The organism is Xanthobacter autotrophicus (assembly GCF_029991245.1).
Classification (GTDB): Bacteria; Pseudomonadota; Alphaproteobacteria; order Rhizobiales; family Xanthobacteraceae; genus Xanthobacter; species Xanthobacter autotrophicus_C.
Window position 1 is genome coordinate 1 of the sequence record NZ_JAIVFO010000064.1, and the last position, 25,640, is coordinate 25,640.

The following is a 25,640-nucleotide window of genomic DNA, read 5'->3' on the forward strand; positions in this document are numbered from 1 at the left end:
GGGAGGGGGCAAGCCGGTTCCGCATTCCCGCCGCTGGGGCTCGTCGCCTACAGCCCATCCCGGTTCAAACTGCCCCACGCCCGCGACGCTTCCCTTTATGGCGCCGGCCGGGATCATCCGATAAGGTCCCGGCCCGAAACAACAGCGTGCGGCCAGATCTCCATGACGGACCTGAATACGGACCCGAATTCCCAGCCCGGCGCCGGCGCGCCCCGGACCGAGACCCATTTCGGCTACCGCACGGTTCCGCTCACCGAGAAGCAGTCGCTGGTGGACGACGTGTTCCACAAGGTGGCGCGCCGCTACGACATCATGAACGATTTCATGTCCGGCGGCCTGCACCGGGTATGGAAGGATGCGCTGGTCTCCAAGGTGCGCCCGCCCCAGGGCACGCGGCCGTTCGAGCTGCTGGATCTGGCCGGCGGCACCGGCGACGTGTCGTTCCGGGTGGTGAAGGCGGGCGGGGAGGGCACACGCGCCACCGTGGCCGACATCAATGCGGAGATGCTGGCGGTGGGCCGCGAGCGGGCGGAAAAGCGCGGCCTTGGCGACAAGGTCACCTTCACGGAAGCCAATGCCGAGGCGCTGCCCTTCCCCGACCGCTCGTTCGACGCGGTCACCATCGCCTTCGGCATCCGCAACGTGCCGCGCATCCCGCTGGCGCTCACCGAGATGCGGCGGGTGCTCAAACCCGGCGGGCGCGCCTTCGTGCTGGAATTCTCCAAGGTCGACGTGCCGCTGCTGGACAAGATCTACGAGGCCTATTCCTTCAACGTCATCCCGCAGCTCGGCAAGCGGGTGGCCGGGGATGCGGAGCCCTACCAGTATCTGGTGGAATCCATCCGCCGCTTCCCCAATGCGGAGGTGTTCGCCAACATGATGCGTGATGCCGGCTTCTCCCGCGTGGACTTCACGCGCATGACCGGCGGCGTGGTGGCCCTGCACTGGGGCTGGCGCATCTGATGGCGCGCGGCCTTTGACCATGATCTTCTTTCTCGCCGCCGACGCGGCGCGGCTTGCCCGCGCCGGCTACGTGCTCGCCCGCGAAGGTGTGCTCTCCCTCATGTCTGCGGCCGCGGCGCCGCCGCTGGCGCGCCCGCTGCTGCGCATCGCCCGGCTGATTGCCCGCAAGGATGCCGGCAGCCGGCCGGCGCGCTTCTCGGCGGCCCTGTCCCGGCTCGGCCCGTCCTATGTGAAGCTCGGCCAGTTCCTCGCCACAAGGCCGGACGTGGTGGGCGCCTCGGTGGCGCGGGACCTCGAAGTGCTGCAGGACCGCATGCCCATCATCGGGCAGGAGGTGGCGGAGGCCACCGTCGCCGAGGCCTTTGAGCGGCCGGTGCGCGAGGTCTATGCGGAATTCGGCCCGGCGGTGGCCGCCGCCTCCATCGCCGAGGTCCACAAGGCCGAGGTGGCGGACAGGGACGGCACCCGCCACACCGTGGCGGTGAAGATCCTGCGTCCCGGCGTGGAGCGGCGCTTCTCCTCCGACATGGGCTCGTTCCGCCGCATCGCCCATTTCGCCGAGACCAATTTCGCCGAGGCGCGACGGCTGCGGCTCGAAACGGTGGTGGATACGCTGGCCCGCTCGGTGTCCATGGAAATGGACCTGCGCCTTGAGGCCGCCGCCTATGCGGAACTGGCCGAGAACATCGGCGCGGACAAGGAGATCCATGTCCCCCGCGTGGACTGGGACCGCTCCGGCCGCGAGGTGCTCACCACCGAATGGATCGACGGCATCAAGCTCTCCGACAAGGAGGCGCTGATCGCGGCCGGGCACGACCTGAAGGAGATCGCCCGCGTCGTCATGCAGTCGTTCCTGAAGCAGGCCATGCGCGACGGCTTCTTCCATGCCGACATGCATCCGGGCAATTTGTTCGTGGACGCGCAGGGCCGGCTGGTGATCGTGGATTGCGGCATCATGGGCCGCCTCGGCCTGAAGGAGCGGCGCTTCCTCGCCGAGATCCTGTACGGCTTCATCACCCGCAACTGGCGGCGCACGGCGGAAGTGCATTTCGAGGCCGGCTACGTGCCGCTCCATCACTCCGTGGACGATTTCGCCCTGGCCATCCGCGCCATCGGCGAGCCCATCCATTCGCGCACCGCCGACCAGATCTCCATGGCGCGCCTGCTGGCGCTGCTGCTGGAGGTCACCGCCCTGTTCGACATGCAGACGCGGCCCGAGCTGCTGCTGCTGCAGAAGACCATGGTGGTGGTGGAAGGCGTCGCCCGCTCCCTCGACCCGCAGCTCGACATGTGGAAGACGGCGCGCCCCGTGGTGGAGGACTGGATCGCCGGCAATCTGGGACCCGTCGGCCAGCTCAAGCGCGCCGGCGGCGGGGTGTCCGAGATGGCCCATTTCGCCGCCACCCTGCCGGGGCTTCTCACCCGCACCGCGCGGGTGATGGAGCAGCTCGACGTGGCGACGCGGGACGGGCTGAGCCTGTCGCCGTCTTCGCTGGAGGGCATCGGCCGCGCCGAGGCCAAGCGCGCCTTCTGGGGCAATTTGGCGCTGTGGGTCATCGCCGCCGCGCTGGTGGGCATCTGGCTGGGGTAGGGGCGCTCGCCGCAACCCGGAAGCGGCTAAAGCTGCCGCGTCAGGTTCGCCGCGAACGACAGGATGTGCGCACGGGTCGCCTCCTCGGCGCCGTCGCCGTCGCGGGCGGTGAGGGCGGCGGCGATGGCGGCGTGCTCGTCCACCACCCGGGCATGATGGCCGGCATCGCGGAGCGACACGAACCACACCCGCTGCGCCCGCTCGTGCAGGTTCTTCAGGATATCCCCCAGTACCGGGTTGCCCGCCGCCGCCGAGATGGTGGCGTGGAAGGCGCGGTCCAGCGCCATGGCCGCCGCCACGTCGCGCTCCGCCGCGGCCTCGCCCCCGCGTCGCACGTTGTCCGCCAGCGCGGCGAGGGTGGCGCTGTCGGCCCGCTCGGCGGCGAGGCGGGCGCAGAAGCCTTCGTTCAGAAGGCGCACCTCCACCATGTGGCGCACCTCGTCGGCGCTGATGGGGCGCACGATGATGCCCTTGCGGGGCAGCACCTCCACGAGGCCGTCGCGCATGAGCCGGTCGAATGCCTGGCGCACGGGGGTGCGGCCAAGGCCGAGGCTTGATGCCACCTGCGCCTCGCTCAGCGCCTCGCCGGGGCGGAAGACGCACATGATGATGCGCTGCTTGAGCACCTCATAGGCGGTATCGCGGAGCGAGCGGACCGGGGCGGCGCCGGCCTCCTGCGTCCCCTCCCTCACCTCTGCGTCGATCTGCATGGGCGTCCTCCGGCGGCTTCTTCCTTGCGCGTTCAGCCGGCGACCGGCAGGACGCTCACATCATAGGCGTGGCGGATGGTTCGCCCCAGCACCGGGTCCTCCAGCTCGAAGGCGAAGCGCGCCGCCGGGCGGATGCCGCCCCTGGCGGCGAGCGTGCCGCAGAACATGGCGGTGCCGTCGCCAAGTCCCGGGCCATAGCCGTCGATGATCTCGCCCGGCGGCAGCATGGCCCATACCGGGCCTTCCTGGTAGAGCACCGTCGCACCGTCGATGGTGGCGAACGAGCGGATGATCAGGCTGTCCCAATGGGGCAGAACGTCGTCGAGGACCCACAATTCGGGGGCCACCGGCTTGTCGCACATCTGCTTGGAGACGGTGATGCCGTAGGTCTCCACGGTGCGGTCGGTATGGTCCGAGCCGACGCCGAGGAAGCGCCTCCCGCCGCTCTGGAGCACCATGAACTCCACCTCGCCGGAGGAATCGCCGCCGGTGCACTCGATCGCGTCCGCCGTGGTGAAGCGGGCGGCCGCCACGCGATAATAGATGGGGGTGGAGGCGGGGCGCGGCACGCCCAGCTCTTCCAGCTCCACGATGTGCTTTTCCAGCGCCGCCTTGTCGCGGCCGGTCCAGCCGGCGATCACCGCGTAGCGGATGTCCACCGTGAGGCGCGTGGCGCCGCCATCGGCGTGAAGGGTGAACTCAAGCGTCGTGCCCGGCATGGGTGTCTCTCGTCGGAATGGGCAGGGAGAAGAGCCGGCGCCTTCCGGTCAGGGCAGAAGGAAGGCGCCGGCCGCACGCAGATGCGTCGAGGTCAGTTCGGCATCCGCGTATCCAGAAGGGTCCACTTCCCGCCCTTCACCTCGAGGATGTAGACGGGCTTCACGGCGTCCCCATCAGCGAAGGAGATGGCGCCTTCGAGAGCCGGAACGTCCTTCAGCTTGGCCACCTGGTCGCGGACCGCGGCGCGCTCGGCGGCAAGCTTCGCCTTGTCGCCGGTGGTGCCGGCCCGGGTCATGGCCTCGGCGTAGAGGTAGACGATGTCGTAGACCGAGGCGTCCATCTGGTTGGGGTCGGTGCGGTTGAGGCCGGCGGCCTTGGTGCGCTTGGCAAATTCCGCCGCGAAGGCGCGGGTCTTGTCGTTCACCTCGGGGAAGAAGGTGGTGCCGATGGTGAGCGTCTCGCCGGCGCCGTCCATGCGCTTGGGCAGTTCCGGATCGGCGATGGTGGTGCCGCCGATGAGGCGGGTCGAGACGCCCTGGCGCTTCAGCTCCTTGGCGAGGGTGATGGCGCCTTCCGGCGGCGAGCCGAGGCCCACCACGTCCGGGGCCATCTGCTTCAGCTGCGCCACCTGGGGCGACAGGTCGAAGGCGGCGAGCTGGAAGTCCACGGCGCCCTTGGAGGGGATCGAATACTTCTCGAACATCTTGGGCACCACGCCGGTGCCGATGGATTTCGACACCACGTCGTCGGTGGCATAGGCCGCCGCACCCGTGGCCATGGGCAGCTTCTTGTCCTTGAGGGAGGCGAGCACCTGGTCGATGACCTTGCCTTCGTCGGTGGTGTTGCGGAAGCCGTAGGTGAAGCCCTTGGTGAGGCCCGGCGCCGAGGAGGCCATGGACATCTGCGAGATGCCCTCGCGCTCGCCCACCGGGAAGGTGGTGCGCACTTCCGAGGAGGAGAACGGCCCGATGATGGCCAGCGCCCCGGCATCCTGCGCAAACGAGCGCACGGCGGTGGTGGCCTGCTTGGGATCGCCGGCGGTGTCGAACTTCACGACCTTGATCTTGCGGCCGTTGATGCCGCCTTTGGCGTTGATTTCCTCCACCGCCATGTCCACCGCCACCTCATTGGTGTTGGCGAGGCTCACATAGGGGCCGCTCTTGGCCATCATGTAGCCGAGGACGAGGTCTTCCTCGGCCCGCGCGGTGCCGGCGGCCACCAGCGCGGCCAGAAGGCCGGCGCCAAGAAGCAGACTTTTCTTCATGTCCAACTCTCCTCTGGATTGGTCTGGTTTTTCTTTGTGTCGCGCGTGGTTTCATCACGCGAACCGGTGTTCACCTCGCCTGGAAAGATCAGTGGCCACCCGCCCCGCCGAGATAGGCGTCCTGCAGCCTTGGATCGGCGGCGAGCGCCTTGGGGTCGCCGTCCATGGTCACGCGGCCGAGTTCCAGCACGGTGGCGGCATGGGCGACCTTGAGCGCCTTGCCGGTGTTCTGCTCCACCAGCAGCACCGAGAGGCCGTCGCGGTTCAGTTCGCAGATGAGGTCGAACAGCTTTTCCACGAACAGCGGGGAGAGGCCGAGGGAGGGTTCGTCCAGCATCATCAGGCGGGGCTTCGCCATCATGGCGCGGCCGATGGCCAGCATCTGCTGCTCGCCGCCGGAGAGGCAGGAGGCCAGCATGTGCCGGCGCTCCGCGAGGTTGGAGAAGCGGCCATAGATGGCGTCCATCTCGCGGCGGATGGCAGCGGTGTCGCGGCGCATGTGGGCGCCCAGCAGCAGGTTCTCTTCCACCGTCAGGGAGATGAGGATGCGCCGGCCCTCCGGCACCAGCACCAGCCCCGCGCCCATGCGCTTGTGGGGGGCGGCGCGGGTGAGGTCGGTGTCGGCGAAGGCGATGCCGCCGCCCTTCACCGGCACCGCGCCGAGGATGGCCTTCAGCAGGGTGGACTTGCCGGCCCCGTTGGCGCCCAGCACGGTGACGATCTCGCCTTCCTGCACCCGCAGCGACACGTCGGTGAGCGCCGCCACGCGGCCGTAGGAGACGGAGAGGGCGGAGACTTCGAGCAGCGCCATCTCAGGCCTCCCCGTCCGAGCCGATATAGGCCTCGCGGACCCTGGGATCCTGCCGCACGCGGGAGAGCGGGCCTTCGGCGATCTTCTCGCCGAAATTCAGCACCACCACGTTCTGGCAGATGGACTCCACGAAGTGCATGTCGTGCTCCACCACCAGCAGGGTGGTTCCCTTGGCCATCAGCGCCTTGAGGTGATCGCGCAGGGCATTGGTCTCGGAGGGATTGAGGCCGGCGGCGGGCTCGTCCAGCATCAGGAGGCTGGCGCCGGCGAGCGTCGCGCGCACCAGATCGATGCGCTTTCTCACGCCGTAGGGCAGGGCGGAGACGGTCTCGTCCGCCCAGCGGCCGAGACCGCTTTCCTCCAGCGCGGCGCGGGCCTCGCGCTTCCAGCGGTGGTTGGGGATGAGGCGGTAGGGGGTGAGCAGCGCGCCGAGCGAAGAGGCGCGCACATGCTGGCCCACCAGCAGGTTTTCCAGCACCGACAGGTGCGGCATCAGCCGGACGTTCTGGAACGAGCGGGCCACCCCGGTGCCGATGCGCTGGCGCGAGGGCATGCCTGTCACGTCCACGCCGTTCACCGTGATGCGGCCGGCATCGACGCCGTAGACGCCGCTGACCATGTTGAACACCGTGGTCTTGCCCGCCCCGTTGGGGCCGATGAGTGCCGTGGAGACGCCCTTCGGCACGGCGAAGGAGAGGTCGCGGATGGCCTGTACGCCCGCGAACGACTTGGACAGGGCGGAGATTTCCAGCGCCGTGCTCATGAGGAAGCCTCCGGCGCGCGGCGGCGGAACAGGCGGAACAGGGCGGCGGTCACCAGCCCCTGCGGGCGGATCGCCATGAAGACGATGATGAAGACGGCGAAGAGCGCATAGCGCCACTGGTCGGAGGCGCGCAGCAGCTCCGGCACCAGGGTGAAGAAAGCGGCGCCCACCAGCGGTCCCCACACCGTCTGGGTGCCGCCGAACAGCACGTAGAGCACGGTGAAGACCGAGAGCAGCACGTTGAAGTGCTGGGCCTCCACGAAATTATAGTGGTGCGCATAGAGGGCGCCGCCGAAGCCGGCCACCATGGCGCCCAGGGCGAAGGCCGCCACCTTCATGCCGCGCACCGGGACGCCCAGCAGGTCCGCCACCGTGGCGTCGCTCTTCACCGCCGTCAGTTCGAGGGCAAAGCGGGTGCGGGAGATGTAGAGCATCAGCAGCACCACGCCGGCCGCCGCCGCGAACACCACGTTTGGCCCGGCATAATCGGTGACGGGATAGCCCGCCGCGCCGCCCACCACTTCCAGGTTCAGGAACACGGCGGAGATCACCTGTCCCAAAGCGAAGGTGGCCATGGCGAAATAGATGCCGTGGGTGCGCAGCACCGGCAGGCCGATGAGGAAGCCGGTGAGCCCCGCCGCCAGCGCCCCCGCCGGGATGGCGGCCCACATGGGCCACATATATTCGTTGGTCAGGAAGGCCGAGCCATAGGCGCCGATGGCCATGAAGCCGGCGATGCCAAGGTTCAACTGGCCAGCGGCAAGCGGCAGGTACACCGCATAGGCCGCCATGACGTTGAAGGCGAGGACGACGAGGACGCCCGTCAGATAGCCGCTCATCTAGAGCTTCTCCCGGCTGGGGGCGCGGCCCATGAGGCCCTGCGGCCGCACAATGAGGATGAGGAGCAGCAGGCCGTAGACGGTGATGTTCACCACGTCCGCGCCGATGAAGGAGATGGAGACCACCTCGGCAAGGCCGATGAGGAGCCCGCCCAGCACCGCGCCCCAGATGGAGCCCATGCCGCCCACGATCATGGCGGCGACGCCCTTGAAGCCCACGCCCTCGCCCATGAAGGGCGACACCTGCTGGTAGTTCACCGCGAACAGGATGCCGGCGAGCGCCGCCAGCGCCGCCGAGGCGACGAACAGCTGCGGCACCAGGCGGGCGATGTCGATGCCCATGAGCAGCGCGGTTTCCCGGCTCTCTGCCACGGTGCGGATGCGCCGCCCGGCGGCGGTCTTCGCCAGCACGAAGGACAGCACCGCCACGAGGCCCAGCGACAGCAGCAGCGAGGCGAGCTGGGCATAGCCGATGACGAGGCCGCCGAGGCGCAGATTGAGATCGGGCAGCAGTGCCGGGAACGCCTGCTGGTCCGAGCCGAACTGCACCAGCATGAGGTTTTCCAGGAGCACCAGGAAGCCGAGGGAGGACACCAGCGGCACCTCCGGATCGCCGCCCTGCATGGGCCGGTAGGCGAAGCGCTCCACCAGCAGCGAGATGAAGGCGGCGGCCGCCAGCGCCCCGGCGGCGGCCAGCAGGAAGGGCCAGCCGGCCTTCATCAGCCCGAAGGCGAGCATGCCCCCGGCCATGAACAGGCCCGGGAGGGAGAAGTTGAGGAAGTTCAACACACCGATGGCGAGGGTGAAGGCCACCGCAACCAGCATGTAGATGGCCCCGAGCATGAGGCCGTTGACGATCTGCTGCGCGACCATGGCGACGGGGCAACCTCGCTGGAACGCTGGGTGAAGCACCCGCCGGCCGCTGTCGCGACCGGCGAATTAGCTAATATACAAAGCTATCTGACTTTCCCATGCAAGCTGAAATTTCAGGCGGATTTCAATTGTCGCCAGGTCGCCGCACATCGCGCTCGATCTGCCACTTTCCAGTCTTGCTCCAATGGCTTGTGCGACGGCATCCCGACCCTTTGCGGCCCGTGGCTGATGCGGCGATGGGCGGGCCTGTGCTCAAGCCCGCAGCAGCGAAGGTGTCTGCCTGCGGGCGCGGACCCGGCTGACCGAAGGGGACCCGGCCTCGATCTTGCTATGGCCCTTTCAACCCATCGTCCGATGCCAGGGGCTGTCGCAGGCTGACCAATTTTGTCGGAGCCCGGACATCGGTCGTCACCGTGAGGCGGTCATGAAGCTCATCGTCGAACGTCTGGTCGTCGAATCCCTCGTCGAGGCCTTTCCCGATCGGGCCCATCTGCTCGCCCAGCCGCGCCTTTCCACCCGCATGGAGCTGGGGCTCGATACGCTGAAGCCCGACGAACTGGCCCATCTCCACGATCTCGTTCTGAAGAATGGCGGCACCGCCGTGCGCGGGCAGGAGGAGCAGCTCGCCAACCTCGTCGGCGTGTTCAAGGACGAGGGCCAGCGCTTCGCCCCGGAGGAACTGGAAGACCTCGCCGGCGCGCTCGCGCTTTATTTCGTGAATGCCTCCATCCGCGGCTGGCTGTTCCGCATGAATTCGGGCGGCAAGCCCGAGCCTTACCTCATCACCCGGCTGGACTACACGCCTCCGGGCGAGGAGGAGGCCGGCCGCGTCATCATCGAGCTGAAGGCCAACAATCGCGGCAAGGTCCATGTGGAGAATTTGCTGATCCGTTCCAAGGACCTGCGCGGGCTCACCATTCCCGGCACGCTGGCGGCCAAGGGCTGGCTGATGGAGGACGAGGGACTGCTCGCCTCCTTCGACGACCAGCTGGTGCGTTATTTCGAATGGCGGGCGCGCTACGGCCACCAGTTCTCCGGCAAGGGCACCGGCATCTTCGCCGAGGACCCCACCGCCAACCGCCGCGACACCGACTGGTCGCGCAAGTCCGTCATCGTCCTGTCCTCCTCGGGCTCCGAGGCACGGCTCGTGAACGATGAGGAACTGCTGGGCGAGCGCACCCTGGGCAACGAGACCTCGGGCTTCTTCCTCGACAAGATCGTGAAGAAGGCGGACAAGCAGAACCTCTTCCACATGGCGGTGGACGAGGCGCTGAAGGCGGCGCAGGCGAACGTGCGCAAGGGCTCGTTCACCGACATGCCGGTGCACCCCCTTATCCTCATGTTCCATCTGGAATTGCACCACCATGTGTGGGTGCATGTGGACGACATCGCGCCCTATAAATACCACCCCGAGCTGAAGCAGAAGCTGGTGCTGCCCCCCGAGCAGACCGACCTCATCGACATCCTCACCGCCGAGATGAACACGCTCATGGACGACGTGGTGGCGGGCAAGTCCGGCGGCACCACGGTGCTGTGCGCCGGCCCGCCCGGCGTCGGCAAGACGCTCACCGCCGAGGTCTATTCGGAGATCATCCAGCGCCCGCTCTACCGGGTGCATTCCGGCCAGCTCGGCCTCGACGTGGCGCACATGGAGCAGGCGCTGAAGGATGCCCTCACCCGTGCCCAGCGCTGGGGCGCGGTGATGCTCATCGACGAGGCGGACGTCTACATCAAGCGCCGCCAGGACAACCTCACCATGAATGCGGTGGTGGGCGTGTTCCTGCGCGTGCTCGAATACTTCAACGGCCTGCTCTTCCTCACCACCAACCGGGTGGACGACATCGACGAGGCCATCGTCTCGCGCTGCATCGCGCTCATCAAATACCATTCGCCGGGGCCGGAAGACCGGCGCAAGATCTGGCGGGTGATGGCGGACCAGTTCGGCCTGCCGCTCTCGGACGAGCTGATCGGCAAGCTGGTGGTCATGTTCCCGGAGACCTCCGGGCGCGACATCAAGGGCCTCGCCAAGCTGGTGGCGAAATACTGCTCCCAGAAGAACGAGCCGCCCTCCATCGACGCCTTCCGCCGCTGCGCCATCTTCCGCGCCCTCGACGTGCCCCCGGTGGAGGCGGCCTGACCCTTCGGAACGACGTTGTCCCCTGCGCGACCTTGCGCCCGTCCGGTCTCCGGGCGGGCGTTTCTTTTACGGCGCGGGGTTCCGGGGCCGCTTCAGCAGCAATTGTAATGGACCGTGCCGAAGCCGGACACGTCGTAGCCGCCGAGATCGGCGGCCCGCGCCTCGAAGAGCGGCTCGCGGCAGAAGGCGACCAGCTTCTGGAACGGCGGATCGAAATAGGCCTTGCGCCAGACCAGGAGATCGAAGCGCTCCTCCAGCAGCGGCAGGAAGCGCAGATTGTTGAGGCGCGCCGCCGCCGCGATGCCGAGCCCCACGTCCGCCCGCCCGGTGGCGATGGCCAGCGCCAGGTCGGTTTCGGTCCGCTCGATGGTGTCCACCATCCTGAGGTCGGTGCGCCGCATCTTCTCGGCGGACAACAGCCGGTCCAGCACCAGTTCGCTTCCGGCTTCCGGCTGCCGCCCCTGGAAGCGCAGGCCGCGGATGTCCTTCAGGCTGTTCGGCGGGCGGGCCATGTCCGGCCGGTAGATCAGGCCGCGCACCCGCCGCGCCCACTCGATCAGCACCCACGGCTCGCGGCAGAAGCGGCCTTCCACCGCGCCCACGTTCCAGCCGTGCGGATCGGGCACGTGCAGGCCCACGGCGACGCATTCGCCCCGCCCGGCGCGGGCAAGCCCGTCGAGTGCGCCGTCGAGGAAGGCGGCGATGCCGGAGCGCGATTCGCGCAGCGCCCATTCGAGCAGGGGATCATGCCCGCCGGCGAGAATGAGCGGCAATGGCGCAGGATCGTTCGCCAGGGGAGCTTCGTCCGCCTCGCGCGGCTCGGCGCTACCGCCCAGCCAGCTTTCAATTTCCTTGCGGGGGAACAGGAGCTTGCCCGTCACCCGCCGCACCGGAAGGCTCCCCGTCGCCACCAGATTGTAGACCTTGCGCTCCTTCACGCGAAGCAGCGCCGCCAACTCGCGGGTGGTGAGGAAATCCGACATGCTCCGATGCACCGTCACGGCAGGGGTCCGAATAAAACGACACGTTTCACCTATATTCACATGAATACGGTTTGGCGCGAAATTCAATCCCAATCGCTGCGGTATCGCGGCGCGCCCCGGTGAAGCGCAGAAATGGACACGGGCTTGCATTTGGGCCCGGGCCGCGCCAGCACAGGCGCACCGCCCAGGAGCCGGACCCGATCGGGTTGAACCCGCCTGATCGGCGCATCCGTCTCCCGCCTTCGAGACCGGGGACGCGCAGTCGGCGCGTGCTCCAGACCAACCGGATCGCTCCCATGTCGCCAGCCCGCATCGGCATCGTCACCATCTCGGACCGCGCCAGCTCCGGCGGCTATGCGGATCTCTCGGGCCCGGCCATCGAGGCGTGGCTCCGGCGTGCCATCACCAGCCCCTGGAGCGCCGATTATCGCGTCATCCCGGACGGCTTCGAGAGCGTGCGGGATACGTTGATCGACATGTGCGACCACGCCGGCCTCGACCTCATCTGCACCACCGGCGGCACCGGCCCGGCCCCGCGCGACCTGACCCCCGAGGCCATGGCGGCGGTGATCGAGAAGCCCTTGGCGGGCTTCGGCGAGCAGATGCGCCGCATCAGCCTCCAGGAGGTGCCCACCGCCATCCTGTCGCGGCAGGAGGCGGGGGTGCGCGGCAAGACCCTCATCGTGAACCTGCCGGGCAAGCCTGCATCCATCGCGGTGTGCCTTGCCGCCGTGTTCCCGGCCATTCCCTATTGCCTGGACCTCATCGGCGCGGGGCGCATCGAGACCGACCCGCAGGTCTGCGCCGCCTTCCGTCCCAAAGGGGCGTGATTAAAGCACCACCACGCCGCGGTGCTTGGCTTCCTCTTCCGGCTCCACATGGATGGTGATGACGGCGTCATCCATGTCCTGCTCGAAGGCGTTCTCGATGCGGTCGCAGATCTCGTGGGCGGCGGCCACCGTCATGGTGCCCGGCACCACCAGGTGGAATTCCACGAAGGTGATGCGCCCGGCATGGCGGGTCCGCAGGTCATGGGCCTCGATGGCGCCGGCGGCGTGGGTGGAGACCAGCTCCTTGATGCGCGCCACCACGTCCGGCGGCGGCGCCGCGTCCATGAGCCCGCCCACGGATTCCTTCATCATGCCCCAGCCGGTCCACAGCACGTTGAGGGCGACGAGGCCGGCGAGCAGCGGGTCCAGCTGCGGCCAGCCGGTGACCGGCACCAGCACGAAACCGGCCAGCACGGCGCCGGAAGTGACCACGTCCGAAAGCAGATGCTTGGCGTCGGCGATCAGGGCCGGCGAGCGATAGGCGCGGCCGACGCGCATGAGCACGACGTACCACAGCCCGTTGATGACGGTGGCCGCGCCGTTCAGCAGCATGCCCTTCACCGGCTGGTCGGGCAGGGTCGGATTGAGGAAGCCGTTGTAGGCCTCGCGCATGATGGTGAGGGCGGCGATCACCACCAGCACCCCCTCGATCACCGCCGAGATGTATTCCGCCTTGTGGTGGCCGAACTGGTGGTTGTCGTCGGCCGGCCGCGAGGACACCTGCAGCGCGATGAGAGCGGCGCCGGAGGCGGCCACGTTGATGATGCTCTCCAGCGCGTCCGAGAGCAGCGCCACCGAGCCCGTCACCCACCACGCCAGCGTCTTGAGGCCGAGCACGATGATGCCGACGAGCACGCTCGCCGCCGCCACCCACAGCGTCTTGCGGCTCATGTCCGCCTCCTGTCCCGTCAAAGGCCGGCGCTGCCGGTTGGGGTCGCGCAGTCCCGTCCGCGGGCGCGGACTGCGTGCCTGGGGTGCGCCTTCCGACCGGAGCAGAAAGCCCCTGCCGATTGAAGTTTGACGTAAATTCAATGAGTTGGGCATGTCGCCCGGCCCGGAGCGATCCAGGCGCAAAACCGCTGCGCCCTTGTGCTGGAATTGCTCTAGCCGCTGGGGGGATGCAGTGCAACGGCCATGACGCCGCTGAACCGCTCATCCCCAGCCGCCGGCCCGGCCGGGCGCGGCGGCCGTCGCCGGAAGCCTACTTCACCATATGCTGCAACGCCTTCAGCATGGCGTCCGGCGATATGATGATTATGCCGTCGAAGGGCGTGCTCATCTCCAGGATCAGGAAGATCGCCCCGCCCAGCGAGAGGGCGCACAGGAAAAATATCGATACCGACACCGAGTTGACCGGCGAAAACAACCCGAAGCTCATGAAGATGAAGGTGAGCCAGACGATCAGCACGACCGTGAAGATGGGCGGCACCTGGACCGCGCTTTCCTCGATCAGCACCCAGCGCAGGGCGGCCAGGGATTTGTAGCGGTCGAGCGCCTCCGTCTTGAGCTCCACCTGGTCCGGCGTCTTCGGCTCGAGGGCGCGGACCATATGCCCCACATGCGACAGGGTCTGCTCGGACGTGTCGCTGTTGACGAGGGTCTTTGTGGCGTCCGCCGGCCAGGTCTCGTCGAGGGCGTGCTCGGTGTAGCCGCGCAGCGCGGCGCGGACCGGATCGGCATCCGGCCCATAGTGCCGCAGCGACAGGTCGAGGGTGATGAGATAGGTGGCGTATTGCTGCACGTCGCGGCTGGTGGTGTCGAAATTCCCCTTCACCGACGCGGTCATGAGGCCGAGGATCAGCGAGGCCATGGCCGCAACCATGCCCACGGCGAGCTTCACCGCCTCCTGGGTTTCCTTGGAGAGGTGCTGTTCCTTCAGCCTGCGGGAGGCCCCCATGCCGGCCATGGCGCCGCCGAACAGACACACGAAGACCAGCCCGGCGACCACCAGTGCGTCCATGCCCTTACCCACCCCCAGCATGCAGCGGTTCCGGCTCAAAATCTCAGAGCAGCCCGTGCCGACACGTAGCGTGCCGGCGCAGGAGGTAAAGACGTAATTGCGCCCGTCGCTGGGTCAGGTCCGGTGGATCATCGACACAGGCCCGAGGGCTGGCGCTATTCCGCAGCCTTCACGGGCGTTTCGGCGAGCTTGGCCTCGGCGTCTTCCTGCTGCTTGAGCACGTCGGGATGCGGCATGGACATGATGTTGTAGCCGGAATCCACGAAATGGATCTCCCCCGTCACGCCGCCCGACAACCCGGACAGCAGATAGAGGGCCGAGCCGCCCACTTCCTCGATGGAGACGGTGCGACGCAGGGGCGCGTGGCGCTTCTGGTAGTTGAACATCAGCCGGGCGTCGGCGATGCCGGCCCCGGCGAGGGTGCGCACGGGACCCGCCGAGATGGCGTTCACACGGATGCCGGCCGGGCCGTAATCGGCGGCGAGGTAGCGCACGGAGGCTTCCAGCGCCGCCTTGGCCACGCCCATCACGTTGTAATTGGGCATCACCCGGGTGGAGCCGCCATAGGTCAGGGTGACGAGGGAGCCGCCATTGGGCATCAGAGCGGCGGCGCGCTTGGCGATCTCCGTGAAGGAGAAGCAGGAGATGACCATGGTGCGGGAGAAGTTCTCCCGGCTGGTGTCGGCATAGCGGCCCTTCAGCTCCGACTTGTCGGAGAAGGCCACCGCGTGCACCAGGAAATCGATGGAACCCCAGCGCTCCTTGAGCGCCGCGAACACGGCGTCCACGCTGGCGAGGTCTTCCACGTCGCACGGCAGCAGGATGGAGGAGCCGAGGCTCTCCGCCAGCGGCTTCACCCGCTTGGCCACGGAGTCGCCCTGGTAGGTGAAGGCGATCTCGGCGCCCTGGCCGGCCAAGGCTTTGGCGATGCCCCAGGCGATGGAATGGTCGTTCGCGACCCCCATCACCAAGCCACGCTTGCCTTTCATCAGGTCCTGCATCACCCACCCTCTCGCGCCTGAAACGCCGATAGCAGACCGTTCGGGCCAGCACCACGGTGCGGCCCTTCACCTTTCATGACCGACCCTGACGAAGGGCCGCCTTGCGGTCACGCATCCACGTGCTTGATGATGAGCGAGGCGTTGGTCCCGCCGAAGCCGAAGCCGTTGGACAGGATATGTCCGAGCGACACGTTGTCGATGCGCTTTTGCACGATGGGCATGTCCGCGAACGCGGGATCCATCTCCTCGATGTTGGCGCTCTCGCAGATGAAGCCGTTCTGCATCATCAGGATGGAATAGATCGCCTCGTGCACGCCGGTCGCGCCCTGGGAATGGCCGGTCAGCGACTTGGTGGCGGAGATGGGCGGGCACGCGCTGCCGAACACCGCGCGGATCGCCTCGATCTCCTTCAGGTCGCCGATGGGGGTCGAGGTGGCGTGCGGGTTGATATAGTCGATGGGAGCCTTGATCTGGGACAGGGCGAGCTTCATGGCCCGCTCCGCGCCCTCGCCCGAGGGTGCCACCATGTCCACCCCGTCGGAGGTGGCGCCATAGCCGGCGATCTCGCCATAGATGCGGGCGCCCCGCGCCTTGGCGTGCTCCAGCTCTTCCAGCACCAGCACCCCGGCGCCGCCGGAGATGACAAAGCCGTCGCGGTTCTTGTCATAGGCCCGCGACGCCACCTGGGGCCGGTCGTTGAAATTGGACGACATGGCGCCCATGCCGTCGAACAGCACAGAGAGGGTCCAGTGCAGGTCCTCGCAGCCGCCGGCGAAGATGATGTCCTGCTTGCCGTACTGGATCAGCTCGTAGGCGTTGCCGATGCAGATGTTGGTGGTCGCGCAGGCCGCCGAGATGGAATAGCTGAGGCCCTTGATCTTGAACCAGGTGGACAGCGTCGCGGAGGCGGTGGAACTCATGGCCTTGGGCACCGCGAACGGTCCCACGCGCTTGGGGCCCTTCTCGCGGGTGATGTCGGCGGCGTCCACGATGGCGCGGGTGGACGGGCCGCCGGAGCCCATGACGATGCCGGTGCGTTCGTTGGAAACCTCGGACGGCTCAAGGCCCGAATCGCGGATGGCCTGGTCCATGGCCACGTGGTTCCAGGCGGTGCCGCCGCCGTGGAAGCGCATGGCGCGGCGGTCCACCACCTCCTCGGCGTTCAGCGTGGGTGCGCCGTGGACCTGGGAGCGGAAGCCGATTTTCGCGTAGTCCTCGGCAAAGGAGATGCCGCTCCTGGCCTCGCGCAGGCTGGCGAGCACCTCTTGCGTGGAGTTGCCGATGGACGAGACGATGCCCATCCCGGTGACGACGACGCGCCGCATGTCAAATCCCCATTGGAAAGCAGCAGTATGGCCGCGGATCGTGGCGATGCCCTGTCAGGTGCCCACAGGTCCCGCGGCGGGTGCCGCATCGGCCTGGAACAGGCCCACCTTCAGATCCTTCGCGCGATAGATGGTGGCATCGTCCGCCGAAAGCCAGCCGTCGGCGATGCCGAGCACCAGCTTGGAGCGCATCACGCGCTTGAACTCGATGCCGTAGACCACCTTCTTCACGCCCGGCAGAACCTGGCCGGAAAACTTGAGTTCGCCGAGGCCCAGCGCCCGGCCGCGGCCGGGGGAGCCCAGCCAGCCGAGATAGAAGCCGACCAGCTGCCACATGGCGTCGAGGCCCAGGCAGCCGGGCATCACCGGATCGCCCTTGAAGTGGCAGGCGAAGAACCACAGGTCCGGGTTCACGTCCAGCTCGGCGCGCATGAAGCCCTTGCCGAATTCGCCGCCGGTCTCGGAAATCTCGACGATGCGGTCGAACATCAGCATGGGCGGCAGCGGCAGTTGCGCGTTCCCGGCGCCGAACAGCTCGCCACGTCCGCAGGCGAGGAGATCTTCATATGCGAAGCTGGTTTGCCGGTCCGCCATTCTCAAGCGTGTCGCCATTCTGCCCGGAAGGGGTTGACCCGAGGGGGTCCCCGTGGGGTGTTGCCGAAAGAGCCCGAAGGCCCGCCCCCGTCATCGGCGGCGGGCACTCCCTAACATAGGGACGGGCGCACTCAAAGTCATGAAAGCGTCACGCCGCGCCCAACTGCGCCGTAACGGCGCGATCCGTTTGGCTGGAAGCGGTTGCGCATGCGTGCAAGGGGAATCCGGCGGTCGGCGTGAACCCGGCCCGCCCCGGGCGCGTTGCCCGCCTGCGGCCTGCGCTGAGCCTTGGCGCAGCGTAAGGAGGTATCGCAAGGACTTTGGTGCAAGGACTCGGACGCGGGGACTTTGACGCAACGGTGCGATCTCAAACGGTTCGGGAGACGGACATGCCGGTCTTGAAGGAGTTCAGGGAATTCGCGGTCAAGGGCAATGTGATGGACCTCGCCATCGGCGTGATCATCGGCGCCGCCTTCGGCAACATCGTGTCGTCCCTGGTCGGCGACATCTTCATGCCGGTCATTGGCGCGATCACCGGCGGCCTCGATTTCTCGAACCACTTCATCCCCTTGTCCTCGGCGGTCACGGCGGAGAACCTGGTGGACGCCAAGAAACAGGGCGCGGTATTGGCGTATGGTTCATTCATCACCATCGCCATCAACTTCCTGATCGTGGCGGGGGTGCTGTTCCTGGTGGTGCGGACCATCAACACCCTGCGGCGGGCGGAGGAAAACAAGCCGGCGCCGTCCCGCTCCGAGGTCCTGCTCACCGAGATCCGCGACCTCCTCGCCAAACGCCCAACCTGAAGCAGCCGGCGTTTCAGCGCACGTCCACGCCCACGGCGTCGGCGATGGAGGCGAAGCCATCGGCCTTCAGGCGGGCAGCCAGATCCGTCTTGATCCGTCCCACCAGGCCGGGGCCGTGGAACACCAGCGCGGAATAGATCTGCACCAGGCTCGCCCCGGCGCGGACCTTGGCATAGGCGTCGGCCCCGGAGGCGATGCCGCCCACGCCGATGATGGGCAGCCGGCCCCCCACCAGGCGATAGAGCGCGCCGAGGCGCTCGGTGGACAGGGCCAGCAGCGGCTTGCCGGACAGGCCGCCGGTCTCGTCCTTGAACTGGCTTTGCAGGCTCGGCGGGCGCGACAGGGTGGTATTGCCCATGATGATGCCGTCCACCCCGGCGGCGAGGGCGGCTTCCGCCACGTCGGCCAGGGCCGCATCGTCGAGGTCGGGCGCCACCTTCACCAAAAGGGGGGTGCGCGCGGCGGGATCGGGCATGGAGGCGTTGCGCACGCCGATGACGTGGGCGAGCAGGGTTTCCATCTCCGCCCGGGCCTGGAGCGCCCGCAGGCCCGGCGTGTTCGGCGAGGAGATGTTGCACACCAGGTAGTCGGCGAGGCGGCAGGTGGCCGAGACGCCGGCGGCGTAATCCTCCACCGCGTCCTCGCTCTCCTTGTTCTTCCCCACGTTGGCGCCGACGATGCCGCGCCTGCCCGCCGCCCGGCGCTGGCCCAGGCGGAAGATGAAGGGGGCAAGGCCCTCGCTGTTGAAGCCGAAGCGGTTGATCACCGCTTCGTCCTCGTCGAGCCGGAACAGGCGGGGCAGGGGATTGCCCGGCTGCGGCCGCGGCGTCACCGTGCCCGCCTCCACGAAGCCGAAGCCGAACTTGAACAGCGCGTCCGCCACTTCGCAATGCTTGTCGAAGCCGGCGGCAAGGCCCACCGGATTGGGGAAATCCAGCCCCCACACCCGCGTCGCCAGCACCGGGTCGTCGGGCCCTCCCGACAGGTCGGGCACCAGGCCGCTCTTCAGCACGCGGATGGACAGATGGTGCGCCTGCTCCGGCGTGATGAACCGGAACAGGGGCCTGAGGACGCCGTAGAGGTCCATCCGCCTGTTACTCGCCGGTGACGGCGGTGCCGCCGTGGGCCTTCGACCAGGAGTGGGGATCGTGGAGGAAGGATTCGATCTCGGCGATCTGGGCCGATTCGAACCGGTTCATGGTCTTCACCGCCGCCAGCACGTCCCACCAGGTGGCGAGGCGGTGCAGGCTGAGCCCGGCCTGGTCGAAGATGCCCGAGGCCTCGGCGAAGATGTCGTAATAGAAGAACACGAAGCAGTGGGAGCACTCGGCGCCGGCCTCGCGCAGGGCGTTGACGAAGGTCACCTTGCTCTTGCCGTCGGTGGTGAGGTCCTCCACCAGCAGCACCCGCTGGCCGGGGGCCAGGTGCCCCTCGATCTGGGCGTTGCGGCCGAAGCCCTTGGGCTTCTTGCGCACATACTGCATGGGCAGCATCAGCCGGTCCGCCACCCAGGCCGCGAACGGGATGCCCGCCGTCTCGCCGCCGGCCACCGTGTCGAACTGCTCGTAGCCGATCTCGCGGAAGATGGTGGAGATGCCGAAATCCACCAGCGTCTGGCGCACCCGGGGGAAGGAGATGAGGCGCCGGCAGTCGATATAGACCGGGCTTGCCCAGCCGGAGGTGAAGATGAACGGCTCGCCGGAGGAAAAGCGCACCGCCTCCACCTCCAGCAGCATCCGCGCGGTCTGCTCGGCGATGGTGGCCTTGTCCGGAAAAGCAGTGACGTTCGCCATGGGGAAGGGCCTTCGTGGCTCGATAATGTGACGCGCATATATCAGAGCCGCGGCCCAATGCGACAGCGAAGGCGCGCAAGGATGGGGAAATGAGGGGGAGGGCGGCGACGCTGCCGTCACCTGTGCCCGTTCCGCCCGGCCCTGTGCCCGAAGTCGGCTGTTGCCGAGGTCCGGGACAAGCCCGGCCATGACCGTCGTTCCGTCACCCCGGGGGGACTTTTTGTCCCAGCCACAAGACGACCTTCGGAAGAAGCTCAGCCCTCGCCGCGCCGTCCGGGCTTGCGGAAGCCGCTCACGTCGAATTCCAGCCCGTCGGCGGTATAGCGCGCGTCCGGCCCGGCGCCCGCCCCCTTGGCTCCGCCTTTCGCGCCACGGCCCAGCAGGCCGAGGGAAAGACCCATGCGCCGCTTGCGAGCGGCGATTTCTTTCCGCAGCGGGAAGACGGGGACGTTAATCGTGATCGTCATAGCCACGCTCCAAAAGTATATCGCGCGTTCAAGTCAGCATGGATCAGTTACAAACTTTAACAAAATAGTAACATTTCCATGCCCCGAGGGCGTGCTTCTATGGCACGGCCACATAACGCTGGCTGAAGGCGGCGTTTATTGGGCGTTCATGCGGATGAACGGGGGCTTAACCCGGACGCTCCGGGCCTGTTGCAAAATGGCCGCGCGCGGGGGGCGCAAAAGGGCCTATTCGGCGGCCGAGCGGGCGAGCCGCCAGTGGGCGAGCAGGGCGCGCAGCGCCGCCGGTTTCAACGGCTTGTTGAGGATTTCCATGTCGGCCGCGCGGGCCGCGTCGCGCACTTTCTTGGTGCGGTCGGCGGTGATGAGCACGGCCGGCAGTTTCCCCAGTTTCCACCTCAGCGACATGACCGCGTCGATGCCGTGGCCGTCGTCGAGGTGATAGTCCACCAGCGCCACATCCGGCGTCTTGCGCGTGAGCCGCACCGCCTCCAGGGCGCCGGCGGCGCTCGATGCGGTGATGACCTCGCAGCCCCAGCCGGTGAGCAGCAGTTCCATGCCTTCGAGGATGGCCGGCTCGTTGTCGATGGCGAGGATGGTGAGGCCGTCCAGCTGGGCGCCGCGGCGGGCGGGCGTGGGGGTGGCCTGGGGCTCCTCCGGCATGGACACGGCGATGGGCAGGTCCACGCTGAAGGTGGAGCCCCTGTTGGGCTGGGAGGTCACCTGCACCTTGTGCTCCAGCACCCGGGCGATGCGCTCCACGATGGACAGGCCGAGGCCGAGGCCGCGCGCCACCTTCGCGCCCTGGTCGAGCCGCTGGAACTCCTGGAACACCACCTTGTGCTTGGAGCGCGGGATGCCGACCCCGGTGTCGTGCACCTCCACGCGCAACCGGCCGGCGTGGCGGCGGCAGCCCACCAGCACGCGCCCGCGCGGGGTGTATTTCACGGCGTTGGAGATGAAGTTCTGCAACAGCCGTCGCAGCAGCCGACGGTCCGAGCGCACGGCAAGCGAGCACGGCACGAAGGTGAGGTCGAGGTTCTTCTCCCGCGCCAGCGGGGCGAACTCCATCTCCAGCGGCTTCAGGATGTCGGCGAGGCGGAAGGGCGCGATCTCCGGCCGCATCACGCCGCTGTCCAGGCGGGAGATGTCGAGCAGGGCGGAGAGGATCTCCTCCACCGATTCCAGCGAGGCGTCCACGTTGCCGGCGAGGCGCTCCTCCTCCTGCCCCTTGGCGCGCTCCACCATGGCGGTCACATAGAGCCGGGCGGCGTTGAGCGGCTGGAGGATGTCGTGGCTCGCGGCGGCGAGGAAGCGCGTCTTGGAGACGTTGGCCTCCTCCGCCTCGCCCTTGGCCTTCTCCAGCGCCTGGTTGAGGCGTTCCAGCTCCTCGGTGCGCTCGCGCACGCGGCGCTCCAGGGTCTCGTTGGCCCGCTCCAGGGCCAGGGCGGCCTCCACGCTCGCGGTGATGTCGGTGAAGGTGACGGCGAGGCCGCCGTCGGGCATGGCGTCGGAGCGGGCCTCGATCACCGCGCCGCGCTGGTGCAGGCGCTCGGAGAAATCGGGGCTGGGATGGGTGTAGCGGGTGATGCGCGCGCCCACCCCCTTCACCTCGTCGTCGGCGGGGGCGGAGGCGAGGATGTCGGCGAGCGGCACGCCCACGGCGTAGCATTCGGCGGGCAGGTCCAGCATCTGGCCGAACTGGCGGTTCCAGCACACCAGCCGCAGGTCGCGGTCGAACACGGCGATGCCCTGGTGCACATGGTCGATGGCGCTTTGCAGCAGCTCGCGATTGTACTGGATGGCGGCGGAGGCATCGTCGAGCAGCTTCAGCGCCGCCTTGGTGGAGACGGTGCGCTTGCGCAGCAGCAGGGAGAGCACGATGCGCGAGGACGCCGCGCCCACCGCCGAGGCGAGCAGGTGCTCGGCGTAGCGCACCATGCCGGCGTCCGCCTCCCGGTGGGAATCGAGGGTGAAGCCGTGCTGGCGGGCGTAATTCTCGAAGGCGGCGCGGGCCCGCTCGGTGCCCAGATAGCGCTCCACCGTGGCCATCACCTCGCCCAGCGTCACCGAGGAGCGCCAGCGCAGGAAGGCCGGGCGCATCTGCCCGCGGTCGCCGCCGCCGGCGAACAGGCGCGCCTGCACCCGCTCGATGGGGCTCGGCTGGGTGAGGAAGGACACCACCACCAGCACCAGCGTGTTGATGCCGAGGCTCCAGGCCACCCCGTGGGCCAGCGGGCTGGCGGAGAGGCCGAGCAGCGCGGTGGGCTTCAGCAGCCACAGCCCGAATGGGCCGTTCTGCACCATGTCGGAGGAGATGAGCCCCGCCTCGGCGAGGCTGGGCAGCAGGAGCGTATAGGCCCACAGCGTGCTGCCGGTGATGATGGCGGCGATGGCGCCGGTCGCCGTCGCCCGCTGCCACAGGATGCCGGCGGCAAAGGCCGGACCCACCTGGGCGATGGCGGCAAAGGACAGGAGGCCGATCTGGGCCAGCTGCGCGTCGCCGGTGATGCGGTGATAGAGATAGGCGGCCAGCACGATGACGAAGATGGCCACCCGCCGCACCATCAGCAGCAGGCTGGTCATGTCGTCGGGCGGGCCGCCGTCCGCCTTGGCGGCCCGGTGGCGCAGCAGCAGGGGCATCACCAGGTCGTTGGAGACCATGATGGCGATGGCCACCGATTCCACGATCACCATGGCGGTGGCTGCCGAAAGCCCGCCCACGAAGGCGAGCAGGGCGATGGTGTCGAAGCCGGCGGCCAGCGGCACCGCCACCACATAGACATCGCTGTCCACCATCTGGAGCGGAAACAGCGTCATGCCGGCGAGGGCCAGGGGCACCACGAACAGGTTGATGAGCACGAGATAGAGCGGGAACAGCCAGCGCGCCCGGCGGATCTCCTCCTCGCCCTTGTTCTCCACGACTGCCACGTGGAATTGGCGCGGCAGCAGCATGAAGGCGCCGCCGGAGAGCACCATCATGGTCAGCCAGTTGCCGAGCGGGAAGCCGTGCTCGAACGGCGCGGTGACGTTGGCTTCGCGGGCCGCGTACCAAAGTTCCGCCGGCCCATCGAAGATCAGGAAGGTGACGACGATGCCCGCGGCGAGGAAGGCCGCGAGCTTGACCAGGGATTCGGTGGCGATGGCGAGCATCAGGCCGTCCTGGTGCTCGGTGGCGTCGGTGTGGCGGGTGCCGAACAGGATGGCGAAGGCGGCCATGGCGCAGGCCACGAACAGGGCGAGGTCGCCGACCACGGTGCCGCGGCCGTGCTCCCCGGCGAAATGGCCGAGCATGGCCACGAGGGAGGCCGAAACCGCCTTCAGCTGCAACGAGATGTAGGGAATGGCGCCGACGATGGCGACGAGCGCCACCAGCGCCGCGATGCCCTGGTTCTTGCCGTAGCGGGCGGCGATGAAGTCGGCGATGGAGGTGATGTTGTTGGCTTTGGCAAGCCGCACCACCCGCATGAAGACGGGGGCGCCCACGGTCATCAGGATGATGGGGCCGACATAGATGGAGAGAAAGTCAAAGCCCTGGGTGGTGGCGAGCCCCACCGAGCCAAAGAAGGTCCAGGAGGTGCAATAGACCGCCAGCGACAGGGAATAGATCATGGGCCGCGGGGCGCGCCGCGCCGCCTTCGGCCGCAGCCGGTCGCCATAGCTCGCGATGGCGAACAGGAAGCCGATGTAGGCCAGCGCTGCGAAGATGACGACCGAGGCCCGAAGCATGTCTCCCGTCCGGCGGCCTGCTCAGAAGCCGGCCCACTGTCTTGTTTTCATTGGGGCCAACTCATCACTCGCCGCCGGCCTTGTCCAGCGCGGGGTTTCCCGGTGGGTCCGCTTCGCGCTCTACGGCGACAGGAAGAAATCCACCGCCAGCGCCACCACCGGCGGCTGCCAGGCGTGGGGGCCGTTGTATTCCATGGTGGTCACGTCGTAGCCGGCGTCCTTGAGCAAAGCTGTGTGCACCCGCGCGCTGCGCGCGATGGGGATCTGTTCGTCATGGACCCCGTGGGAGATGAAGACGCGCGGCGCGCCCTTTTGCCGGTGCACCGACATGAAGCCGGCCGACGAGGCGATGACGTGGGTCACGAAATGCCCGTTGGTGAGGCCGAGGGACAGGGCATAGCTGCCGCCGTCGGAGTGGCCGGCGAAGGCGATGCGTCCGGGATCGATGGCAAAGCGCGCGGCAACGGCAGCGAGCGCCGCCTCGACGCGCTCGCGATCCGGCCCGTTGCCGGCGATGACGATATCCCAGGTGGGGAAGGCCGATTGCGGCACCAGCAGCAGGAAGCGATGGCGCGCCGCGTGGGCCTCCATCATGGGCAGGATCTTGTCGGCGCTGCCGCCGCCGCCGTGGAACAGCACCATCAGCGGCACCGGCGCGCGGGGTGCCGAGCCCTCCGCCAACCCCTCCGGCACCACCAGCACCGCGTCGCGCTCGGCGGCGATGCCCAGGTCATGCCGGCCGGGGGGCAGCGGCGGCAGGACCGGCGGCGTGGGGGTGAACAGGACCGGCGGCGTGGGGGTGAAGGTGATATGTCCGACGAGATTGGAATCGAGCATGACCAGGCCCTGTTGAGCTTCTTATATCTGGTCTACCGTATGCCAGTAGTCGGATGAAGTCTCTTCGCACGGGATGCTGCGCGCTGCGGCCGCCTCTGCCTTCGACCGATGCCGGACGGGGCCCCTCGGCTGCACCGCCGACTTGCCCCATGGCCCGTGCTCTGACGCGGCGGCATGGGGGCTCAGCCCTTGCGGGCGGCCGCCTTCAACAGGGCATCGCGCAGGGTGGTGACCTCCTTCTGGAGCCGCACCGCGTCGGCCAGCTCAAGGCCGGTGGCTTGGAGGATGCAGGCGGGAATGGTCCGCGCCTGCGCCCGCAGCGCTTGCCCCTGATCGGTGAGGCGCACCCGCACCACCCGTTCGTCCGCCGGATCGCGGCTGCGGGAGACGAGGCCCAGGGCCTCCAGCCGCTTCAGCAGCGGGGTCAGGGTGCTCGATTCCAGGGCCAGCTTCTCGCCGATGCCGCCCACCGTCTGGTCGTCCTTTTCCCACAGCGCGACCATGACCAGATATTGCGGATAGGTCAGGCCGATGGCGTCGAGCAGTGGCTTGTACACGCGGGTGAAGGCGTGGCTTGCCGCATAGAGGGAAAAGCACAGCAGGTCGTCCACGGGCACCAGCGCCGGGGCGGGCGCGCCGGTCGGGGG

The 25,640-nt window shown here is 68.1% G+C and carries 24 protein-coding genes; 5 read left to right on the plus strand and 19 right to left on the minus strand.

What is annotated here, in order from left to right; translation table 11 throughout:
* Positions 1–162: 162 nt before the first annotated feature.
* A complete protein-coding gene (gene ubiE / locus K9U41_RS12375) occupies positions 163–963 on the plus strand; it encodes a bifunctional demethylmenaquinone methyltransferase/2-methoxy-6-polyprenyl-1,4-benzoquinol methylase UbiE (RefSeq protein ID WP_282641140.1) in 801 nt (266 codons plus the stop codon).
* A gap of 19 nt (positions 964–982) precedes the next feature.
* A complete protein-coding gene (gene ubiB / locus K9U41_RS12380; RefSeq protein WP_282641141.1) occupies positions 983–2,554 on the plus strand; it encodes a 2-polyprenylphenol 6-hydroxylase in 1,572 nt (523 codons plus the stop codon).
* Between the two features lie 26 nt (positions 2,555–2,580).
* Here ubiB and K9U41_RS12385 read toward each other — a convergent pair whose 3' ends face one another.
* The 7 genes from K9U41_RS12385 to K9U41_RS12415 form a co-directional block, all read right to left on the minus strand.
* A complete protein-coding gene (locus K9U41_RS12385; RefSeq protein ID WP_282641142.1) occupies positions 2,581–3,264 on the minus strand; it encodes a GntR family transcriptional regulator in 684 nt (227 codons plus the stop codon).
* 32 nt (positions 3,265–3,296) lie between these two features.
* The gene (locus K9U41_RS12390; RefSeq protein WP_282641143.1) at positions 3,297–3,983 is read right to left on the minus strand and encodes a DUF2848 domain-containing protein; all 687 of its coding nucleotides are present in this window, start codon (positions 3,981–3,983) and stop codon (positions 3,297–3,299) included.
* 92 nt (positions 3,984–4,075) lie between these two features.
* Complete coding sequence (locus K9U41_RS12395; protein ID WP_282641144.1) at positions 4,076–5,248, minus strand: ABC transporter substrate-binding protein; 1,173 nt, start codon at positions 5,246–5,248, stop codon at positions 4,076–4,078.
* 88 nt (positions 5,249–5,336) lie between these two features.
* Entirely contained in the window at positions 5,337–6,059 is a 723-nt protein-coding gene (locus K9U41_RS12400) for an ABC transporter ATP-binding protein (protein WP_282641145.1), read from the minus strand.
* 1 nt (position 6,060) lies between these two features.
* Positions 6,061–6,822, minus strand: a complete 762-nt coding sequence (locus tag K9U41_RS12405; protein WP_282641146.1) for an ABC transporter ATP-binding protein — start codon at positions 6,820–6,822, stop codon at positions 6,061–6,063.
* Positions 6,819–7,661: a branched-chain amino acid ABC transporter permease gene (locus K9U41_RS12410; RefSeq protein WP_282641147.1), complete on the minus strand. Its 843-nt coding sequence runs from the start codon at positions 7,659–7,661 to the stop codon at positions 6,819–6,821. Before K9U41_RS12410 ends, K9U41_RS12405 begins: the two co-directional genes overlap by 4 nt.
* Positions 7,662–8,534 (minus strand): branched-chain amino acid ABC transporter permease, encoded by an 873-nt coding sequence (locus K9U41_RS12415; protein ID WP_282641148.1) that lies wholly within the window; start codon positions 8,532–8,534, stop codon positions 7,662–7,664. It abuts the gene before it with no gap.
* Between the two features lie 424 nt (positions 8,535–8,958).
* On the opposite strand from K9U41_RS12415, the gene K9U41_RS12420 reads away from it, so the two are divergent.
* Positions 8,959–10,671: an ATP-binding protein gene (locus K9U41_RS12420; protein WP_282641149.1), complete on the plus strand. Its 1,713-nt coding sequence runs from the start codon at positions 8,959–8,961 to the stop codon at positions 10,669–10,671.
* A 92-nt stretch (positions 10,672–10,763) separates the two neighbouring features.
* Here K9U41_RS12420 and K9U41_RS12425 read toward each other — a convergent pair whose 3' ends face one another.
* Positions 10,764–11,654 carry a helix-turn-helix transcriptional regulator gene (locus K9U41_RS12425; protein WP_282641161.1) on the minus strand — a complete coding sequence of 297 codons (891 nt, stop codon included), beginning with the start codon at positions 11,652–11,654 and terminating at the stop codon, positions 10,764–10,766.
* 296 nt (positions 11,655–11,950) lie between these two features.
* On the opposite strand from K9U41_RS12425, the gene mog reads away from it, so the two are divergent.
* Positions 11,951–12,484: a molybdopterin adenylyltransferase gene (gene mog, locus K9U41_RS12430; RefSeq protein ID WP_282641150.1), complete on the plus strand. Its 534-nt coding sequence runs from the start codon at positions 11,951–11,953 to the stop codon at positions 12,482–12,484.
* On the opposite strand, the gene K9U41_RS12435 is transcribed toward mog, so the two are convergent.
* The 5 genes from K9U41_RS12435 to fabA all read right to left on the minus strand — a co-directional run bounded on the left by K9U41_RS12435 (position 12,485) and on the right by fabA (position 17,364).
* Complete coding sequence (locus tag K9U41_RS12435; protein WP_282641151.1) at positions 12,485–13,375, minus strand: cation diffusion facilitator family transporter; 891 nt, start codon at positions 13,373–13,375, stop codon at positions 12,485–12,487.
* Between the two features lie 310 nt (positions 13,376–13,685).
* Positions 13,686–14,465 (minus strand): DUF4239 domain-containing protein, encoded by a 780-nt coding sequence (locus tag K9U41_RS12440; protein ID WP_282641152.1) that lies wholly within the window; start codon positions 14,463–14,465, stop codon positions 13,686–13,688.
* Between the two features lie 134 nt (positions 14,466–14,599).
* Complete coding sequence (gene fabI, locus K9U41_RS12445) at positions 14,600–15,445, minus strand: enoyl-ACP reductase FabI (protein ID WP_282641153.1); 846 nt, start codon at positions 15,443–15,445, stop codon at positions 14,600–14,602.
* 107 nt (positions 15,446–15,552) lie between these two features.
* Positions 15,553–16,770, minus strand: coding sequence for a beta-ketoacyl-ACP synthase I (fabB, locus tag K9U41_RS12450; RefSeq protein WP_282641154.1), 1,218 nt, complete (start codon positions 16,768–16,770; stop codon positions 15,553–15,555).
* Positions 16,771–16,824: 54 nt separating this feature from the next.
* Positions 16,825–17,364, minus strand: a complete 540-nt coding sequence (fabA, locus tag K9U41_RS12455; protein ID WP_282641155.1) for a 3-hydroxyacyl-[acyl-carrier-protein] dehydratase FabA — start codon at positions 17,362–17,364, stop codon at positions 16,825–16,827.
* A 389-nt stretch (positions 17,365–17,753) separates the two neighbouring features.
* On the opposite strand from fabA, the gene mscL reads away from it, so the two are divergent.
* Complete coding sequence (mscL, locus tag K9U41_RS12460) at positions 17,754–18,170, plus strand: large conductance mechanosensitive channel protein MscL (protein WP_282641156.1); 417 nt, start codon at positions 17,754–17,756, stop codon at positions 18,168–18,170.
* Between the two features lie 13 nt (positions 18,171–18,183).
* On the opposite strand, the gene K9U41_RS12465 is transcribed toward mscL, so the two are convergent.
* The 6 genes from K9U41_RS12465 to K9U41_RS12490 form a co-directional block, all read right to left on the minus strand.
* A complete protein-coding gene (locus K9U41_RS12465; RefSeq protein WP_282641157.1) occupies positions 18,184–19,257 on the minus strand; it encodes a quinone-dependent dihydroorotate dehydrogenase in 1,074 nt (357 codons plus the stop codon).
* A gap of 7 nt (positions 19,258–19,264) precedes the next feature.
* Positions 19,265–19,963, minus strand: coding sequence for an orotate phosphoribosyltransferase (locus K9U41_RS12470; protein ID WP_011995736.1), 699 nt, complete (start codon positions 19,961–19,963; stop codon positions 19,265–19,267).
* 254 nt (positions 19,964–20,217) lie between these two features.
* Positions 20,218–20,430, minus strand: a complete 213-nt coding sequence (locus K9U41_RS12475) for a hypothetical protein (RefSeq protein WP_282641158.1) — start codon at positions 20,428–20,430, stop codon at positions 20,218–20,220.
* 225 nt (positions 20,431–20,655) lie between these two features.
* Positions 20,656–24,156 (minus strand): PAS domain-containing hybrid sensor histidine kinase/response regulator, encoded by a 3,501-nt coding sequence (locus K9U41_RS12480; RefSeq protein ID WP_282641159.1) that lies wholly within the window; start codon positions 24,154–24,156, stop codon positions 20,656–20,658.
* Positions 24,157–24,276: 120 nt separating this feature from the next.
* Positions 24,277–24,993 (minus strand): alpha/beta hydrolase, encoded by a 717-nt coding sequence (locus K9U41_RS12485; protein WP_282641160.1) that lies wholly within the window; start codon positions 24,991–24,993, stop codon positions 24,277–24,279.
* A gap of 182 nt (positions 24,994–25,175) precedes the next feature.
* Complete coding sequence (locus tag K9U41_RS12490) at positions 25,176–25,613, minus strand: MarR family winged helix-turn-helix transcriptional regulator (protein WP_282641162.1); 438 nt, start codon at positions 25,611–25,613, stop codon at positions 25,176–25,178.
* Positions 25,614–25,640 lie beyond the last annotated feature (27 nt).

Excerpts from the sequence above, each read along its gene's own strand:
- ubiE (WP_282641140.1), top strand. The coding sequence starts at position 163 with ATGACGGACCTGAATACGGACCCGAATTCCCAGCCCGGCGCCGGCGCG.
- ubiB (WP_282641141.1), top strand. The coding sequence starts at position 983 with ATGATCTTCTTTCTCGCCGCCGACGCGGCGCGGCTTGCCCGCGCCGGC.
- K9U41_RS12385 (WP_282641142.1), bottom strand. The coding sequence starts at position 3,264 with ATGCAGATCGACGCAGAGGTGAGGGAGGGGACGCAGGAGGCCGGCGCC.
- K9U41_RS12390 (WP_282641143.1), bottom strand. The coding sequence starts at position 3,983 with ATGCCGGGCACGACGCTTGAGTTCACCCTTCACGCCGATGGCGGCGCC.
- K9U41_RS12395 (WP_282641144.1), bottom strand. The coding sequence starts at position 5,248 with ATGAAGAAAAGTCTGCTTCTTGGCGCCGGCCTTCTGGCCGCGCTGGTG.
- K9U41_RS12400 (WP_282641145.1), bottom strand. The coding sequence starts at position 6,059 with ATGGCGCTGCTCGAAGTCTCCGCCCTCTCCGTCTCCTACGGCCGCGTG.
- K9U41_RS12405 (WP_282641146.1), bottom strand. The coding sequence starts at position 6,822 with ATGAGCACGGCGCTGGAAATCTCCGCCCTGTCCAAGTCGTTCGCGGGC.
- K9U41_RS12410 (WP_282641147.1), bottom strand. The coding sequence starts at position 7,661 with ATGAGCGGCTATCTGACGGGCGTCCTCGTCGTCCTCGCCTTCAACGTC.
- K9U41_RS12415 (WP_282641148.1), bottom strand. The coding sequence starts at position 8,534 with ATGGTCGCGCAGCAGATCGTCAACGGCCTCATGCTCGGGGCCATCTAC.
- K9U41_RS12420 (WP_282641149.1), top strand. The coding sequence starts at position 8,959 with ATGAAGCTCATCGTCGAACGTCTGGTCGTCGAATCCCTCGTCGAGGCC.
- K9U41_RS12425 (WP_282641161.1), bottom strand. The coding sequence starts at position 11,654 with ATGTCGGATTTCCTCACCACCCGCGAGTTGGCGGCGCTGCTTCGCGTG.
- mog (WP_282641150.1), top strand. The coding sequence starts at position 11,951 with ATGTCGCCAGCCCGCATCGGCATCGTCACCATCTCGGACCGCGCCAGC.
- K9U41_RS12435 (WP_282641151.1), bottom strand. The coding sequence starts at position 13,375 with ATGAGCCGCAAGACGCTGTGGGTGGCGGCGGCGAGCGTGCTCGTCGGC.
- K9U41_RS12440 (WP_282641152.1), bottom strand. The coding sequence starts at position 14,465 with ATGCTGGGGGTGGGTAAGGGCATGGACGCACTGGTGGTCGCCGGGCTG.
- fabI (WP_282641153.1), bottom strand. The coding sequence starts at position 15,445 with ATGCAGGACCTGATGAAAGGCAAGCGTGGCTTGGTGATGGGGGTCGCG.
- fabB (WP_282641154.1), bottom strand. The coding sequence starts at position 16,770 with ATGCGGCGCGTCGTCGTCACCGGGATGGGCATCGTCTCGTCCATCGGC.
- fabA (WP_282641155.1), bottom strand. The coding sequence starts at position 17,364 with ATGGCGGACCGGCAAACCAGCTTCGCATATGAAGATCTCCTCGCCTGC.
- mscL (WP_282641156.1), top strand. The coding sequence starts at position 17,754 with ATGCCGGTCTTGAAGGAGTTCAGGGAATTCGCGGTCAAGGGCAATGTG.
- K9U41_RS12465 (WP_282641157.1), bottom strand. The coding sequence starts at position 19,257 with ATGGACCTCTACGGCGTCCTCAGGCCCCTGTTCCGGTTCATCACGCCG.
- K9U41_RS12470 (WP_011995736.1), bottom strand. The coding sequence starts at position 19,963 with ATGGCGAACGTCACTGCTTTTCCGGACAAGGCCACCATCGCCGAGCAG.
- K9U41_RS12475 (WP_282641158.1), bottom strand. The coding sequence starts at position 20,430 with ATGACGATCACGATTAACGTCCCCGTCTTCCCGCTGCGGAAAGAAATC.
- K9U41_RS12480 (WP_282641159.1), bottom strand. The coding sequence starts at position 24,156 with ATGCTTCGGGCCTCGGTCGTCATCTTCGCAGCGCTGGCCTACATCGGC.
- K9U41_RS12485 (WP_282641160.1), bottom strand. The coding sequence starts at position 24,993 with ATGCTCGATTCCAATCTCGTCGGACATATCACCTTCACCCCCACGCCG.